The sequence below is a fragment of the Prosthecodimorpha hirschii genome (assembly GCF_001305515.1).
Classification (GTDB): Bacteria; Pseudomonadota; Alphaproteobacteria; order Rhizobiales; family Ancalomicrobiaceae; genus Prosthecodimorpha; species Prosthecodimorpha hirschii.
In genome coordinates this window covers 3,246,993-3,264,184 of the sequence record NZ_LJYW01000001.1, presented here as the reverse complement: position 1 = coordinate 3,264,184, position 17,192 = coordinate 3,246,993, and the positions used below count along the sequence as shown (strand labels likewise).

Here is a 17,192-nt window from a genome sequence, read left to right as displayed (position 1 = left end):
CAACCCTCTCGGCGGAAGCCTTCGCAGTATGATGACAAGCCTGCGAAACGGAACGAATGCACCGATTTCGTGGGGTTTCGCTGACCCGGTTGTGCGGACTTGTCAAGCATCAGCGGGTGAGCGGCCGAACAAAATAGGGTAAGCTGGTTTTGACGCCATTTTCGATTTGAGAAACAAATGCCCCGTACTTTCACCACGCTTCGTCATCCTGTGGAGAAACTGCTTGAGGCCGAACATTTTATCGCGCGCATGGTCGAGTCGGATGGGCTCAAGTTTCAGTTCGAGTTAAACGCCTTCCTATCCGCCAGCCGCAGCGTGACGTTTGTGCTTCAGAAGGCTTTCGCGGATGTTCCGGGCTTCGCCGTTTGGTACGAACAACAGCAGGCACGGATGAAGGCTGATGCCGCAATGCGCTTTTTCCTTGAGCTTCGGAACGTTTCCCAAAAGCAAGGCCCGGTTGCTTTTGTGGGTGGTTCACTGCCTAGCGGCGGCTGGACGTACCGCTTCATCGGTAGACCACATTCAGTGCCTGAGGCTCTATTGGGCCGCGACGTTGGAGCTTGTTGCGCCGCACATCTGATGAAGCTGGCGACCCTGCTTGCTGAATGCTCTCGCACTTTCCCTTTTCATTCTTGTCCCGGGCGAGCGTTCACTGAGGAAGGCATGGTGGCGCTGGGGTACGGATGGCGGGACGTCGAGGCGGCGCTCGGACTCCCGCCGGGATACACGGAGGTGGGTGACATTTCGGCCGCCGAAAAGCTGCGCATTCTCTGCCGCGAGGTAGAACCGCTGGACCGGGAGTCCATTGAGCGCATTGCCCAAGGCGACCTCCGGGCTGATGGCGTGAGGCTTCAGTTCCCGGACACGAGCGGCTCCGATCTGGTCGACGATATCGCTGCGATGATGATGCCGGGCTGCGCCACAGGTGGACAACCACGCGACGCCTTCCTGGGCGCCATCCTGAAGCGCATCAACGACATCGAGTCGTCTTAGGTATTCGACGGCTGCTGCGCATTCTTGCCAATGACCTGCCGTACCCCTGTTGTGATGGCGCATCTCATCCGCAGGTCATCGCTCCACGTCTGCCATTGATGGCTTTTCCAAATAGACCCTATCATAACCAGACTAATTGCCATCTAATCAGATTAAACCGGCCTGTTTCCGGTTTACGCCGCGCCGATCGCGTGACATACTTGAAATTGACGAAGGCTGTCCATCGAGGGGCCGAACCATGTCCGACCGTTGGGTCTCCGTTGAAGAGATCGCTGAGTATCTCGGTGTCAGCAAAGACACCGTCTATGGTTGGATCGCGAAGAAAGACATGCCGGCCCACAAGGTCGGGAGGCTTTGGAAGTTCAAGACCGACGAAGTTGATGACTGGGTTCGGTGCGGAAAAGCGTCGGACGATCAAAAAGAAGGCGAAGCGATCAAGGTCGATTCACAAAAAGGGAAGAACGCGGGGGGAGAGAAAACTGATGGCTGATGTCGCGTGCGTCGACCTATTTTGCGGGGCCGGAGGCCTCACGCATGGCCTGATCTCGGAGGGCGTCAGGGTCGTCGCTGGCGTTGACGTCGATGAAGCCTGCCGCCACCCCTTCGAAGCCAACAACGCAGCTCACTTCATCAACGAAGACGTTGGACGCCTGGCTCCCAAGCGCCTCAACGAGTTGTTCGGTGATGCAGAAATCCGGGTGCTCGCAGGTTGCGCCCCCTGCCAGCCCTTCTCGACCTATGCCCAACGCTACGATGTCGTTGGGAGTCCTCGTTGGGGGCTGCTCTATCAATTCGGACGACTGATCAAAGCCACCCGTCCCGACTTGGTCACGATGGAGAATGTGCCTTCGGTTGCCAAGCACGCCGTGTTCGATGACTTCGTCGAGACCCTTCAGAAAATAGGATACCACGTCCACCAGGGGGTGGTTGATTGCTCCCTCTACGGACTGCCGCAGAACCGACGGCGCATGGTGCTACTGGCGTCCCGCCTCGGCCCCATCGATCTGGTCGCCCCGACACATGGTCGTCCGACGACCGTTCGCGCGGTGATCGGCAGACTCGCCCCGATCACTCAGGGCGGTGCACATCCGAAGGATGTGCTGCATGCTGCATCCAAGCTCTCCGACCTGAACCTCGAAAGAATTCGTGCCTCCCGACCGGGCGGTACATGGCGGGACTGGCCAAAGCATCTCGTTGCCGACTGCCATCTGCGTGAGACGGGCCATACGTATCCGGGCGTCTATGGCCGGATGGTATGGGATGAGCCTGCTCCGACCTTGACGACCCAGTTCTACGGCTTCGGGAACGGTCGGTTCGGACATCCCGAACAGGACCGCGCCATCTCTCTGCGAGAGGGCGCAATTCTTCAAGGCTTCCCCAAGACCTATTCCTTCATCCCCAACGGCGCTCCCGTTCATTTCAAGGCCTTGGGTCGGATGATTGGAAACGCAGTTCCGGTCACTCTGGGCGAGGTGATCGGCCGGAGCATCGCTGCCCATCTAGGGATCAACGCCGAGAAGGCGAAGAGAAAGAAGAAGGGAGCCGTGGCGGATGACGCGCGTAAGTCCCTCGTCGCATGACGCCAGCCGTCGTATGGCCCGCGTACGACAGAAGGGCACGCAAGCGGAAATCGATCTCCGCAAGCTTCTGCATGCCAAGGGCCTGCGCTACCGCCTTCACGTTCCGCTCCTGACGAAGCCCAGACGCATCGCCGATATTGTCTTCCCTAGGGCAAGGATAGCCGTCTTCGTCGACGGTTGTTTCTGGCACGGCTGTCCCCAGCACGCTTCCTGGCCGAAGAGCAATGCCGATTTCTGGCGGGAAAAGATCGAAACCAATCGATCCAGGGATGCTGATACCGATCAGCGGCTGAACGCCCTTGGTTGGAAGACGGTCCGGATCTGGGAACACGAAGACGCCATCGAAGCCGCGATCCGCATCGCCGAACTCGTCGACGCGCGCAAGAAGAATGGGGCTCACCTATGTCGATGACTGCGGATGAAATGGTGGCCAATGTCGCGCACGCCACCGCCCCTGAGCCGGGCCAGCTGGTCGAGGCTCGCCGCCGCCAATGGATCGTCTCCGAGGTCGAAGGCGGTTCGGTTGCCCCCGGACTTCCTAAACGGCATCTCGTTCGGCTGGCTTCAATCGATGAGGATGCGCTGGGCGAAGAGATCGAAGTACTCTGGGAGCTAGAGCCCGGAGCGCACGTGATCGAGCGGGCCGGACTGCCGCGCATCACCGGGCTGGATGACCCCTCTACGCTTCAAGCCTTCTTGGATGCGGTGGTTTGGGGGGCTGCGACGAACGCGGATCGCGGCTATCTGCAGGCGCCATTCCGCAGCGGCGTCAGCATCGAGGACTATCAACTGGATCCGCTCGTGCGCGCGATCGACATGGCGCGCACAAATCTTCTGATTGCCGACGACGTCGGCCTCGGAAAAACCATTGAGGCAGGGCTTGTCGTTCAAGAGCTGCTCCTGCGTCACCGCGCCCGCACTGTCCTCGTGCTCTGCCCTGCCTCGTTGCAGGAAAAGTGGCGCGTCGAGATGCAGGAGAAGTTCGGACTCGAGTTCCGGATCGTCGACACGGACTACGTCAAGCGTCTGCGCCGTGAGCGAGGTCTCCACGCCAATCCGTGGACGTCTTTTCCCCGTCTCATCACGTCGATGGACTGGGCCAAGCAGGGTGAAGGCTTGCGTCTTCTGCGGGACGCATTGCCCCCGCACGTCAGCCATCCCAGGAAGTTCGACCTGTTGATCATCGACGAGGCACACAACGTCGCGCCGACTGTCGGCCGCTATGCTGTCGAAAGCCTCAGGACACGACTGGTTCGTCTGGCCGCACAACACTTCCAGCACAAGCTGTTTCTCACTGCCACGCCGCACGATGGCTACACCGAATCCTTCACCGCGCTCCTCGAACTTCTCGATGATCAGCGGTTTGCGAGAAACGTCCTCCCCAGCGACCCTCAGCTAGCCCGAGTGATGGTGCGTCGGCTGAAGAGCGATCTGGTCGATGCCAACGGCAAGCGCATCTACCCCGAACGGCGGCTCGAGGCGCTGCCAGTGGAGTATGGCGAGGACGAGAGGGACGCCAAGCGGCAGCTGGAGGCATACATCAAGAGCCGCGAAGGCGGTGCTGATGGAGGGCGAGCCGTCGATCACTTCGTGCACCAGTTGCTACGCAAGCGCCTGTCATCGTCACCTGCAGCCTTCGCAGCTACACTGGAGCGGCATATCGCGACGATCGAAGGTCGGGCGGCTACCGATCGCAGCCAGAAGAAATTCGATGACCGCATCCTTCGGCGGGCGATAGCGAAGACCGAAGAAGACTACGCAGACGATGCCCAGCGGGACGCCGCCGAGGCTGAAGCGATTGAGGAAGCGGGCAAGCACGTCCGGCCACCGACCGACGAAGAACGCCGGATGCTCGACCGGTTGCGGTCCTGGGCTCAGCAGGCAGCTCGTCGAACCGACGCCAAGGCCACCGCCGTGCTGGATTGGCTGGCCAGTCACCTGAAGGACGGCGACAGGTGGACGAATGAGCGGGTGATCCTGTTCACGGAGTATCGCGCCACTCAGCAATGGATGCAGGAGATCCTCGCATCCCACGGTTTCGGGGGCGAGCGATTGGCTCGCATCTATGGCGGTATGGACCCTAAAGAACGCGAGGGCGTGAAAGCCGCATTCCAGGCCAACCCAGCGGAGTCCCCGGTGAGGATACTGCTGGCGACCGACGCTGCTTCGGAAGGTATCGATCTCCAGAACCACTGCCATCTGATGATCCACCTCGAAATTCCGTACAACCCGAACGTAATGGAACAGCGGAACGGGCGCATCGACCGTCATGGTCAACGCGCGAGCGAGGTCGTCATTTGGCATCCGGTAGATCCTGAAGGAGGCCACGGTGACGATATCCTCCGTGCGCTTCGCAAACTGGATGCGATGCGCGCCGACATGGGGAGCGTGAACCCGGTCATCGCGCCTCAACTGCCAGACCTCCTTGAGGGGCGCCGCCGCGATCTCGACACGAGACAAGCCGAAGCCCGGATGGAGAAATCCCGCCGCTTCGTGAAGGCGGAGCGCGACCTTCGCGAACGTGTGGCCAAACTCCATGAGCGGCTGAACGAGACCCGGCACGAACAGAGCCTCGTGCCCGACCACATCGAGCGGGCGGTACGCACGGCGTTGCGTCTTGCGGACAAACCCGACTTGGAGCCCGTTTCTCTGGCCGGTGCACCAGATGGCACGGTTTTCCGAATGCCGCCGCTCTCGGGTTCCTGGTCCCGATGCCTCGAGGGTCTAGAACACCCCTACACGCAGAAGGTTCGACCGATCACCTTCGACCACGAGGTCGCCAAGGGCCGTGACGACGTCGTCCTCGTTCACCTGAACCACCGGCTTGTCCAAATGAGTCTGCGGCTCCTGCGCGCGGAGATCTGGGCCCGTGACGACGTGAAGAAGCTTCACCGCGTGACCGTACGCTCGCTGCCGGATGGGCGGATCGAGGGTCCGGCCGTGGTGGTGATGTCGCGGCTCGTCGTGACCGGCGGGAACCATCACCGTCTGCACGAGGAGCTCACGGAGGCTGGCGGCTATCTTCGCGATGCCGGTTTCCGGCGAGAGGAACGGGTCACGGAGGTCCGACGATGGCTGGAGGAGTCGCACCCCGCGGCCCTGTCGGATGCGACGTTCGACGCATTGAGGACGCGCTTCGACAAACAGCGTGATTCCGTTCTGGCAGCCGTCGAGGCACGCTCGAAAGACCGGCTACGATTCCTCGCTAACACGATCGAGACCCGGAAACGCAAGGAGGCCGAGGACATCCGCCAAGTCCTGGACGATCTCGAACGAGCGCTGAAGACCGAGATCGCGGCGGAACAGCACCCCGTGCAGCTCTCTCTTTTCTCCGAGGATGAACGCACTCAGCTCAAGCGTGACCGAGCGGCCCTCGAAGCACGCCTCGCCCGGATCCCGAAGGAGTGCGAGCAAGAGCTACGCGCGATCGAGGAGCGGCACTCCAATGCCGTCGAGCATACCTTCCCCGTGGCCGTGGTGCTGCTGGTTCCGAACTCCCTCGCGACGGAGAAGCGCGGATGAGCAACGATCACGAGTGGCTGAACCTCATCGAAGTCTCTGGGTCCTTTCTGGCGGTGCCCGTGCTGCGGGAAGTCTTCCCGCAAGGCCTCGAAGCTCTGCCTTCCGGGCGGCCTCAGCGGCTTCGTCGGACCTATGAGGAATGGCGCGATGCCGTCGACGTGGAAGACCTCGACCTTCCAGCGCTGCACGCGGCCTGGATCAACGACGTGCTGGTCACCGCGCTGGAAATGGATGAGACGGTGCTGCGCAGGGGCGCGACACTGCCTGAGCAGCTCACCGTCTCGATGCCCGAACACGGGGTCACGGTCGCGCCCGATCTGGCGGTCGTGAATCCAACGAACTCCGACGAACCGCTTCTGCTCATCCACGTCTACGAACCGGACACCGATCTGGACACGACGCGCCGTTTCGATGGCCTCGCGATCACCCCGGCTGACCGGATGGTCGCTCTGCTCCGGGCGACGGGATGCCCCACTGGCATCGTCACCAATGGCGAGCGCTGGATGCTCGTCCACGCGCCTGCCGGTGCCATGGCAGGCTTCGCGAGTTGGTATGCGCGCCTTTGGGGCCAGGAAACGGAGACGCTGCGCGCCTTCGTCAGCCTTCTGGGCGTCCGTCGTTTCTTCGGACCCGACGAGGGCAAGCTGCCGGCGCTCTATGAGCGGTCCCTGAAGCACCAGGACGACGTGACGGAGGCGCTCGGAGAACAGGTCCGGCGCGCCGTCGAAGTGCTCGTTCAGGCGCTCGACCGAGCCGATCAGGATCGCAATCGCGAACTCCTGCGCGACGTCGATCCGCGAGAACTCTACGAAGCCGGTCTTACGGTCATGATGCGGCTCGTCTTCCTGCTATCTGCCGAGGAACGTGCCCTTCTGCTTCTCGGAGACCCCCGTTACGACTCCTTCTACGCCATCTCCAGCCTGCGAATGCAGCTGCGGGCGGATTCCGAAGAGATCCTCGAGCGTCGCCGGTCCGCTTGGTCGCGGTTGCTCGCCCTGTTTCGTGGCGTCTTTGGCGGCATCGACCATCCGACGCTGCGGCTGCCCGCGCTCGGTGGGTCACTGTTCGATCCTGATCGCTATCCCTTCCTCGAAGGTCGCAAGAAGGGGACGAACTGGCGAACCGACCCGGCCGAACCGCTCCCGATCGATGACCGCACCGTTCTGCTCCTGCTGGAAGCGATCCAGACTTTCGAAGGTCGCACGCTGTCCTACCGTGCACTCGACGTCGAGCAGATCGGGCACGTCTACGAGGGCCTCCTCGAACGCACGGTGAAGCGCGTCGACGATGTCACGCTGGAACTCGACAGCGGCGCGAAAGCGAAGAGCCCGCGCGTGACGCTCGGCGAGATCGAGTCGGCGCGCCTGGATGGTCCGGCAAGGGTTGCTGAACTGCTGAAGGAACGGAGCGAACGCTCGGAGTCCGCCATCCGCAACGCCCTTGAGCGGGCAGCCGACGATCGTCTCGCCGCGCGCCTCCTCACCGTTTGCCGCGGCGACGTCGGTTTGCGAAATCGCATCCTGCCCTACGCGCCCCTCCTGCGGACCGACCCCTGGGGCTATCCGCTCTTGCACCACAAAGGCGCTTTCGTCGTCGTGCTCGGTGCCGACCGGCGCGAGAGTGGCACGCATTACACGCCCAAGAGCCTCACCGGGAAGATCGTCGCGGAAACGCTGACCCCAGTCGCCTACCGCGGTCCGGCCGAGGGCAAGGCGCCCGAGGACTGGGAGCTGAAGAGCGCCGAGGAGCTGCTGGATCTGAAGATTTGCGATCCTGCCATGGGGTCCGGAGCCTTCTTGGTGCAGGCGTGCCGATGGCTCTCGGATCGTCTGGTCGAGGCTTGGTCGGTGACGGAGGCCAGCGGCAAGCAGATCGACAGCGAAGGGCGGATCGTTGACGCCTCCTCCGGAGGCTTCGACCCCCTGTCAAAGGACGTAGAGGAACGCGCCATCGTCGCCCGTCGCCTCGTGGCGGAACGGTGCCTCTACGGTGTGGACAAGAACCCGCTCGCCGTGGAGCTGGCCAAGCTCTCACTCTGGCTGACCACCATGTCCAAGGGACGGCCCTTCGGCTTCCTTGACCACAATCTGCGCAGCGGCGACAGCCTGCTCGGGATCCACGACATTCGGCAGCTGACCGAGCTCAGTATGGCCCCGAAAAGGGTCGAAACAGCTCCGACTGTTCGGGCGGAGCATCCAGGCCGCTGTGGATAGTGCAATCGAACTACGCACCCGGCTGCGCTCCATTCCTATCCGGGACATCGGAGATGTGGATGCGATGGCCGCACTTGATGCCGAGTCGCGACAGGCGCTGCTTCTGCCGCAGGCAGTGGCCGATGCCTTCGTCGGAATCATTCTGGCGGAAACGCGCGCGACCGAGCGCGCAGATCGACTGCAAACTCTTGAGGTCTTGGCCGATGCTGCGGCAAACGGCACCGAGGCCGCGATAGATCGGCTTCGTCGGGATGCGATGACTGACCTGCGCATCGACGCGCCCGATGGCCTCGCCCGCGAGCCCTTCCATTGGCCGCTCGAATTTCCAGAGGTCTTTGGTGATGATCGGGACGGCTTCGATGCGTTCATCGGCAATCCACCCTATTCTGGAGGAAACGCGCGCGACCGAGCGCGCAGATCGACTGCAAACTCTTGAGGTCTTGGCCGATGCTGCGGCAAACGGCACCGAGGCCGCGATAGATCGGCTTCGTCGGGATGCGATGACTGACCTGCGCATCGACGCGCCCGATGGCCTCGCCCGCGAGCCCTTCCATTGGCCGCTCGAATTTCCAGAGGTCTTTGGTGATGATCGGGACGGCTTCGATGCGTTCATCGGCAATCCACCCTTTTCTGGAGGAAAGCTTATTGGTCGTCGGTTTGGTTTATCCTACCAAGAATACCTTAACTACGTGCGACACAACGCTGTGGGTGCCGCAGACTATTGTGTCTACTTCATGCTCCGATCTTTTTATTTGCTCAGGTCTACGGGCGGCCTTGGGATGATCGCAACCAAATCTATTTCCGAGACGGGGTCGCGCGCTGTCGGCCTTGACCAGATTATTGCATGTGGAGGGACCATTTACCGAGCCTTCTCTGAAATTCCATGGCCCGGAAACGCAGCGGTTGTAGTGTCAGTTGTTTGGATATCAAAGCAACCTTGGAGAGGCACTGCCATTCTCGACTCGACTACAGTCCGCCTAATCAACGGAGCATTAGAGGAAGATTTTGAGCTGAAGCGGCCTGTCAAACTAAAGGAACTCAAAGGGTTATTTTCTGAAGGTCAGAACATAATGGGTCGAGGCTTCGAACTCACCCAAGCGGAACGAGACGAAATAATTAGTCGTGATCCAAAGTGTCGCGAGGTCATTGTTCCTTTATACAATGGCCAAGACTTAAATTCATCTCCAGTATTGGAGCCTTCTCGTTGGGTAATATATTTCCGCGACTGGCCGGAGGATCGTGCACGCAAGTATGGTCCAGCGTTTGATCGACTTGCAGAACTTGTTCGACCATACAGGGAATCGCTTACTGGACAGATACATCAAGACTGTTTCTGGAAATTTTGGGATCTGAGGCCATCCATCCTAAGTGAATTTCCGAAGAGGGAATCCGTCCTAGCGATCGCTTCAGTGACGAAGCATGTTTGTTTTGCGCGGGTCTCAACTGATGCAGTTTACAACACGCAAGTAAAACTGATCTTCCTCGACGGTTGGCGAGAATTCTGTGCGCTGCAATCATCGTTGCACGATGTTTGGGCCAGATGGCTGAGCGGAAAATTGGGAACCTCCACTCTGAGATACTTCACATCGGCGATCTTGGAAACTTGGCCGATGCCGAGGGCGGGAGTGCGTGATCGTTTTGAACCACTCGGATCGCGCTACGTTTCCACCCGTCAACAGCTCATGCGCGAACGCTCGGCCGGCCTCACAGAGATATACAATCAATTCCACAATCCGGAAGATCGATCCGACGATCTTGAGATGTTCCGAAAGCTGCACAAGGAAATGGATATTGCTGTCTTGGATGCGTATGGATGGGACGATATCGATCTTGGGCACTCATTTCGAGAGGTTGATTATCTACCCGAAAATGATCGGGTTCGATTCACTATCTCCAATAATGCTCGCATCGAAGTACTCAGGCGACTCTCAGAACTCAATCACCAAAGGTTTGAAGAAGAAGTCGAGAATGGCCTGCATGGGAAAAAGGTACGAGTAGATGCCAGAGCACGACCCTGTGTTGGGGAAAAATCTACTCAGAAATCCTTCGACCTCGAGGGCACATCGGCGCATGCGCCCGAGAGTGAGGGAAACCCAAATCGCGCGACCGAGGCGATTAGGACATTTCTTGAGGCACGGCGGACTTGGTTGAGCAAGTCAGACATCCTCGCCTATGTCGACATCCCCGACGGCCAATGGAACGCAGCGATCAACGAACTGCTGGCGAGTGGCACTGTCGAACGTCAAGGCGAGCGTCGCGGGGCCCGCTATCGCATTTCCGAGAGTGATTGAAGATGACCGAGCTGATTGAACAAGCCGCCCTCCAGCATACCGCGTGGATCATCCGCGGCGAGCTGGCCTCCAACGGGTATTCCGTCCGGATCAACCTTGGTCCAACCGACGAAACCGCCATCGCCCCTGGGGATTGGGCAGTCGTCGTGGGCTCCGACGGTGCGGCGAGGAGCGTCAGTCGCATTCTGCGTATCCGGTCCGATGCTGATGGTCGGACCATCTATTTCGACCAGGCTCAAACCGTTGACCCGGCAGTTCCCCTGACCGTGCTCGGCCTGACCGCGCCCAGCGCACCGGCAACTCGGCTGCCGTGGGGTGATTTCTTGCGCGTCCTTCCGTTGCTCGGCGCCGCCTCACCTGACGCGGTGCCGCTGATCCAGGACGTGGTCTACGTTCGCGATCTTCTCGAGCTTTCCGTGCGGGATGACCTACTGGGCCCCGCGGAAGGGCCGCGCGAGTTGATCAAGGACATGAGCGTCCGCGATCGTTACCTAGTCGGCAAGTTGGCGCCCCGACGCCCGGGGGACGATCAGACCGCTCAGGTGGAACCGGCTTCCGCCGCCGATGAGGCCGGGGACCTTGAGGAAGAGCGGACCGCCTCGCTGCACGAGCCGGGGGCAGAGTTCCCGAGTGCCACCGGCCGCGTGGAGCCCGAAGACGACGCGCTCGACGAGATCGACACCACGAACAACCAGTCGCTGGTTCCCTCCAGCATGGGCCTCACCTTCTGCGTAGCGCCCGATGTCGGGAAGCTGGCCGTCGATGCACGGTGGGGACGGTACGAGCGGGTCCCGAACGATGAGCACGAGATCGTCAAGACGCGAAAGAATCGCCAGACCGGTCACCAGGAGGAGGTGAAGGTCAGGGTCTGGCAGCGCATACCGTGTGGTGGCGTTGTCACGGTTCCGCTCGTCGACGGGCCGATCAAGCCGTCCACTCCCGATCCCGACCAACCGGATGTCCGCCTGCAGGGCACGGTTCGGACGAACAACAAGGGCGAGCGCCTGGTCACGTTGTTCCTCGTCAACGGGCAGTTGGAACCCGAAGACAACAAGGACCGCGCCTGGCTGTTCCAGCCGGAGATCACCGTAGAGGCCCCCGAAGATCACGGGGACAAGTCGGTCTTTCGGCGTCGCCCCTCCAACGAAGTGGTCGTCGACGACCCGGAACGCGACCGTCTCGCGCTCATCTATCGCAACAGGCTGGAGTTCGCGGTCGGACACGGGGTGTCCGTTCACGCCGATACTACGCGCGAGGACCCGACGAAGGCCCATCGCGTCAGAACCGAGATCATCCCGCGCTACGAAGTCGCCGTCACCGAAACGCCCGGCCTCGACCCCAGGGACCGCCCAGCCATGCGGCGCATGGTCGACGAGGGCTGGCTCGACATGACGCGGCTGGCGGAGATGGCGCCGGACGCGCTGCGCGACGCTCTTTCGTGCCTCGTCGACGATTACGCCGTTTGGATCGGTGAGCAGAAGGCCCGGCTTGGGTCCGAGATCATCGGCTTCGACAATCCGGGCAAGGACGTCATCGAGCGCTGCGAGGAGATCCTGCGCCGCCTTCGAGAGGGCATGGGCACGCTCTTCGCCGATCCGAAGGCGCTGGAGGCGTTCCGCTTCGCCAACCGATCCATGGCCATGCAGCGTGTCCGAAGCATCTACGCTCTGAAGCGCAGACGGAACGAAGCCGTCGACGTGACCACTTTGGACGTCCCGAAGAACAGATCGTGGCGCCCGTTCCAGCTTGCGTTCCTGCTCCTGTCGATCCCGTCGCTCGCCGATCCGACACACCCGGACCGGACGAAGCCGGTCGAGGCGTTCGCCGATCTCCTCTGGTTCCCGACGGGTGGTGGCAAGACCGAGGCCTATCTCGGCGTGGCGGCTTTCGCCATGGCAATGCGCCGCCTGAAGAATGATCTGGGCGGCCTCGACGCTTCCCGCGGTCTCGCCGTCATCATGCGCTACACGCTGCGCCTCCTGACCCTGCAGCAGTTTCAGAGGGCGACGACGCTGCTCTGTGCGATGGAGGTCATCCGTCGTGCTAACGACAAGACCTGGGGCAAGGAGCCGTTTACGCTTGGTCTCTGGGTCGGCAATCGCGTGACACCGGGCACGACCGAAGCGTCTCACCAGGCTGTCGAGGCCATTCGAAACAACGATCGCAACAAGGCAGGCATTGCATCGCCTGCACAACTGACCAGCTGCCCTTGGTGCGGATCGGAGATCTCCGGTGGCCGCGACATCGAGGTCGACAGGATCGCTGGCCGAACGCTGATCCACTGCGGCGACAAGCTGGGCGGCTGCGATTTCTCGAAGGCGAAATCCACTGGGCTGCCTCACCCAGGGCTTCCCGTGAAAGTCGTCGATGAGGAAATCTATCACCGCCCGCCGACGATGATGATCGCGACCGTGGACAAGTTCGCGATGATGGCGTGGCGTCCCGAGGTTCGGAACCTTTTCGGCCGCGTCGAGCAGGAATGCGGACGCCATGGGTTGCTCTGGCCGAGTCACGACTGCGGCACGGGGCACCGAGCGAGGGGGGCATATCCGGCCGCCAGTGTGAAGCCGGTCCGCGCAATTCGACCACCAGACTTGATCATCCAAGACGAGTTCCACCTCATCAGCGGTCCGTTGGGCACCATGGTCGGTCTGTACGAAACGGCCGTCGACGAGCTGAGCAGCTGGGCTCTGGGCGACACGAAGGTCCGCCCCAAAGTCGTCGCCTCCACCGCGACCGTGCGGCGGGCCGATGATCAGGTGCGCAATGTTTTCATGCGCAGGATCTCGGTGTTCCCACCTTCCGGACTGGACGTCGAGGACAACTTCTTCTCGGTCCAGAGACCGATCAGCGAGAAGCCCGGGCGGCGGTATATGGGGGTCTGTGCGCCCGGCAGCTCGCGTCCTGCGGTGCTGATCAGGACCTACACGGCGTTCCTGACCGCGGCGCAGGCGCTGTTCGATCGGTTCGGCCCGGTGGCCGACCCCTACATGACACTCGTCGGCTACTTCAACTCGCTGCGCGAACTCGGCGGCATGAAGCGGCTGGCGGAGGACGACGTCCAAACGCGTTCATTCCGCGTCAATATGAGCTTGGTGGACCGGCCGGGGCTCTCCCAGCGTCGTGTCGAGGAAGTCAGCGAATTAACCTCGCGCGTCTCCAGCCAGGACATTCCTCGATACCTCGATCAGCTTGAGGTGCCGTTCGAGGGGGCGTTCGATCCGGCACATGGCAAATGGGTCACCAACAGAAAGCCGGGAGAGGCCCGACCGATCGACGCCGTGCTGGCGACCAATATGCTTTCAGTCGGTGTCGATGTGAATCGCCTCGGGGTGATGGTCGTCAACGGTCAGCCGAAGGGAACGGCCGAGTACATCCAGGCAACCAGCCGTGTGGGCCGCACGCCGCCGGGTCTCGTGGCGACCGTGCTGACTTGGGCGCGGCCTCGCGACCTTTCGCACTACGAGACGTTAGAGCACTACCACGCGACCTTCTATCAGCATGTCGAGGCCCAATCAGTCACCCCGTTCTCACCGCGAGCGCTGGATCGGGGGCTCACCGGCGCGATGCTTTCGATCATGCGGCACACTTATGATCCCTTCGCGGCGAACACTGGGGCTGGCGCCATGAACAGTCCAAGTCTCAACGAGATGCAGGAAACGATAGGTGCCGTCACCGCTCGTACCTGGGAAGTCACCGAGGACTCGGGGAAGAAGGCTCTGACCGAAGCCGAGATGAAGAGCCGTGCCGACGAATGGGCCAATGAAGCGGGCGTTGGCGGCCGTACGCTCGTCTATCAGAAGCATGGCGCGGGTCCCACCGCCTATCCGCTGCTCTCAGCTCCCGGCATCAGGCCTTGGACCGATTGGACCGTCCCGATGTCGATGCGCGAAGTCGAGCCCGGAGTGAGGCTCGTGATGGAGGACGACCGATCGACCAGTGATCCGACGTGGCGACCGCGGGTTACGGCCCTCGAGGAGGATCAGCAATGAGCAGGACACCCGTAGGAGAAATCCGACCGAGCCAGCTGCTGTGGACGTATGGTCCTGGAGCCTTGATCGACCTGCCGAACATGTCGGTGGTCACGATGGGGATCGATCGCTGGGAGAAAGATCGGTGTCAGCCGATACAGGAGGCACGCTTGCTGGCCAATGTCCGGAGCGTGCTCGGTCCCCAGGTCGATTCATTGCGTATGCCACCCATCGGCGAAAGGGACATCGTAGACCCCTTTTCTGCTGCGGCGCTGATCGGCGTGCCCGTTAAGCCTTTCCCGAGATGGCTGCGCTGCGTGAAATGCGGACTGCTGTCACCCTATGACGCCGGCTTGTTCAAGCTGAAGGAAAACAGATATCGCCCTGAACTGACGCGTTTCGTCCATGAGGGCTGTCGTGGATCGAATAATGATCAAAGGGCCAGGGATGCCGATGCCGTCCCGGCACGCTTTCTCATGGCTTGTCGGGCTGGCCACTTGGACGACTTTGCCTGGCACTGGTTCGTTCACGGTGGACCTAGCACCTGTCGTGCGACGCTGAGGTTCTTCGAGAGCGGCGCATCACTTCAAACCGAGAACCTGTGGGTCAAGTGTGACGGCTGCGGCGCATCGAAGAACATGGCGCAGGCCTTTGGTCAGGCGGGCCGAGACAATCTGCCGGGGTGTCGCGGGCGACATCCGCACATTGACAAGTTCGAGGACGATTGCACGGAAGACCCTCGCGCCATCCTTCTAGGGGCGACGAATGGCTGGTTCCCAGTTACATTATCGGTCCTGGCCATACCGCAAACAGGAAGCCCTTTGACGCAACTAGTCGCGGACGGCTGGACTTTCTTCGAAGACGTAAGTTCCGCCGGCGAGGTCGCATTCGTCGTCAAGACCCTCAAGAAGACCGCTCAACTCCCCGGTATCGAACAGTTCACCGACGAGCAGATCTGGACCGCCATAGAAGCCCATCGCAATGGCGGATCGGCTGTCGAGCAAAGTGATCTGAAGGGACCGGAGTGGGATGTCCTGACAGCCGACAACCCGCCCACAGATTATCCGCACTTCATGAGCAAGAAGGTCGGCATTCCTTCGGGCTTTGGTTCGGCGATCACACGCGTCCTCTTACTGGAGCGCCTTCGTGAGGTGAATGCCCTACTAGGGTTCACGAGGGTCGAGTCCCCAGACGAAGGCACGGGAGACGATGCAGCCCCACGTGCTCCACTCGGACGCGCCGCGCCGAATTGGGTGCCGGCCACCCAAGTTCACGGCGAAGGTATTTTCATCCGTTTCGACGCCGGTGCTTTGAAGGCTTGGGCGGACAGGGATCCCGTGAAAGCGCTTGATGCTCGGCTCAGACAAGGGCACCGCGGATGGCGTCAAAAGCGAAACCTCGACCCGAACGAAGGTTATCCGGGCGTCCGCTACGTTATGCTGCACACCCTCGCGCACATGCTGATCCGGGAACTGGCGCTGGAGTGCGGCTACAATGCTGCGAGTATTCGCGAGCGGATATATGCGGATGTCGAAGACGGCAGGGATCAAGCCGGATTTCTCATCTACACGGCTGCGGCAGACTCCGATGGAACGCTCGGTGGACTGGTAGAGCTCGGCAAGCCCGAAAATCTCGGCCGACTTTTACGCCAAGCGCTGGACCGCGCCCACATCTGCGCCTCCGATCCTCTCTGTGCGGAACACGATCCTAGCAAGGATCAGTCGCTTCACGGCGCAGCGTGTCACGCTTGTTCGTTCGTCTCGGAAACTTCCTGCGAGCGCGGTAATCGCCATCTTGATCGCTCCCTGGTCGTACCCACCCTCGAAAACCCTGATGCAGCATTCTTCGAGACTGTCTGATGGAAGCAATGCTTGTCGCAGCCACGGACCTCGTGGCCCTGTTGTCTCCGGCGAGGATCGAAGCACTCGCCGCTCGTGTCCGCGGCTCGATTCCGATCAAGCGAGACGGAAGCATGCACCAGCTCGTGAGCACGCCGGCTGCTCGCGCAGCGCTTGATCGCTTGATCACCGCCTGGAAACAGACGGAAGTATCAGGCGATGTGCTGGCCGGGATCTTGGTCGGCGCAGCCTTTGCCCGCCAAGAGGCGCAGCGCGAGAACAGCGTCGAACTAGTTTGGACGGGCCCGACGACACCATTCGTCGCCACCCGCCGCACGGAGCAGGTGCTGTTGGATCTCATCGGTCACGCGCGAAGTGACCTCTTTCTCGTAAGCTTCGTTGCATACGACGTCTCCACGGTGGTCGATGCATTGAATGCTGCAAGCACTCGTGGCATCGACATCCGAATTCTGTTGGAAACCTCCACGAACCATGGCGGGAGCCTGTCCGTCGATCCTATTGCTACAATGCGGCGCTGTGTTCCTTCGGCAGCGCTGTATGTCTGGACCGACCGACCGGCACCGTTCGCCGAAGGACGCGTTCACGCGAAAGTGGCCGTTGCCGACGGCAATTCAGCCTTCTTGACCAGCGCCAACCTGACTGGGCACGCGCTGGAGAAGAATATGGAGGCCGGCGTCGTGATCAGCGGTGGACACGTCCCCGCAGGACTGCGTGCCCATCTTCATGCTCTAATCGAGACCAATGTCATTCGGAAATTCTAGCA

11 protein-coding genes are annotated in these 17,192 nt (G+C 61.3%); all 11 read left to right on the top strand.

Going from position 1 to position 17,192, the window contains the following annotated elements:
- Positions 1-177 precede the first annotated feature (177 nt).
- Positions 178-993: a hypothetical protein gene (locus ABB55_RS29810; RefSeq protein ID WP_152982057.1), complete on the top strand. Its 816-nt coding sequence runs from the start codon at positions 178-180 to the stop codon at positions 991-993.
- A 238-nt stretch (positions 994-1,231) separates the two neighbouring features.
- Positions 1,232-1,483 carry a methylation-associated defense system helix-turn-helix domain-containing protein MAD1 gene (mads1, locus tag ABB55_RS28990; RefSeq protein WP_083463622.1) on the top strand — a complete coding sequence of 84 codons (252 nt, stop codon included), beginning with the start codon at positions 1,232-1,234 and terminating at the stop codon, positions 1,481-1,483.
- Positions 1,476-2,573 carry a DNA cytosine methyltransferase gene (locus ABB55_RS14260; RefSeq protein ID WP_054359396.1) on the top strand — a complete coding sequence of 366 codons (1,098 nt, stop codon included), beginning with the start codon at positions 1,476-1,478 and terminating at the stop codon, positions 2,571-2,573. Before mads1 ends, ABB55_RS14260 begins: the two co-directional genes overlap by 8 nt.
- Positions 2,545-2,985 (top strand): very short patch repair endonuclease, encoded by a 441-nt coding sequence (locus ABB55_RS28985; protein WP_083463621.1) that lies wholly within the window; start codon positions 2,545-2,547, stop codon positions 2,983-2,985. The genes ABB55_RS14260 and ABB55_RS28985 overlap by 29 nt, the downstream gene beginning before the upstream one ends.
- Complete coding sequence (gene drmD / locus ABB55_RS14255) at positions 2,976-6,095, top strand: DISARM system SNF2-like helicase DrmD (RefSeq protein WP_054359395.1); 3,120 nt, start codon at positions 2,976-2,978, stop codon at positions 6,093-6,095. The genes ABB55_RS28985 and drmD overlap by 10 nt, the downstream gene beginning before the upstream one ends.
- Positions 6,092-8,308 carry a type IIL restriction-modification enzyme MmeI gene (locus ABB55_RS14250; RefSeq protein WP_054359394.1) on the top strand — a complete coding sequence of 739 codons (2,217 nt, stop codon included), beginning with the start codon at positions 6,092-6,094 and terminating at the stop codon, positions 8,306-8,308. Before drmD ends, ABB55_RS14250 begins: the two co-directional genes overlap by 4 nt.
- Entirely contained in the window at positions 8,301-8,744 is a 444-nt protein-coding gene (locus ABB55_RS29805) for an Eco57I restriction-modification methylase domain-containing protein (RefSeq protein ID WP_160321240.1), read from the top strand. The genes ABB55_RS14250 and ABB55_RS29805 overlap by 8 nt, the downstream gene beginning before the upstream one ends.
- On the top strand, positions 8,668-10,599 hold the full coding sequence (locus ABB55_RS29800) for an Eco57I restriction-modification methylase domain-containing protein (RefSeq protein WP_160321239.1): 1,932 nt from the start codon (positions 8,668-8,670) through the stop codon (positions 10,597-10,599). The genes ABB55_RS29805 and ABB55_RS29800 overlap by 77 nt, the downstream gene beginning before the upstream one ends.
- Positions 10,600-10,601: 2 nt before the next feature.
- Complete coding sequence (gene drmA, locus ABB55_RS14230) at positions 10,602-14,591, top strand: DISARM system helicase DrmA (protein WP_054359390.1); 3,990 nt, start codon at positions 10,602-10,604, stop codon at positions 14,589-14,591.
- Entirely contained in the window at positions 14,588-16,429 is a 1,842-nt protein-coding gene (gene drmB, locus ABB55_RS28980) for a DUF1998 domain-containing protein (RefSeq protein ID WP_083463620.1), read from the top strand. Before drmA ends, drmB begins: the two co-directional genes overlap by 4 nt.
- The gene (gene drmC / locus ABB55_RS14220) at positions 16,429-17,190 is read left to right on the top strand and encodes a DISARM system phospholipase D-like protein DrmC (protein ID WP_054359388.1); all 762 of its coding nucleotides are present in this window, start codon (positions 16,429-16,431) and stop codon (positions 17,188-17,190) included. The genes drmB and drmC overlap by 1 nt, the downstream gene beginning before the upstream one ends.
- Positions 17,191-17,192: the final 2 nt, after the last annotated feature.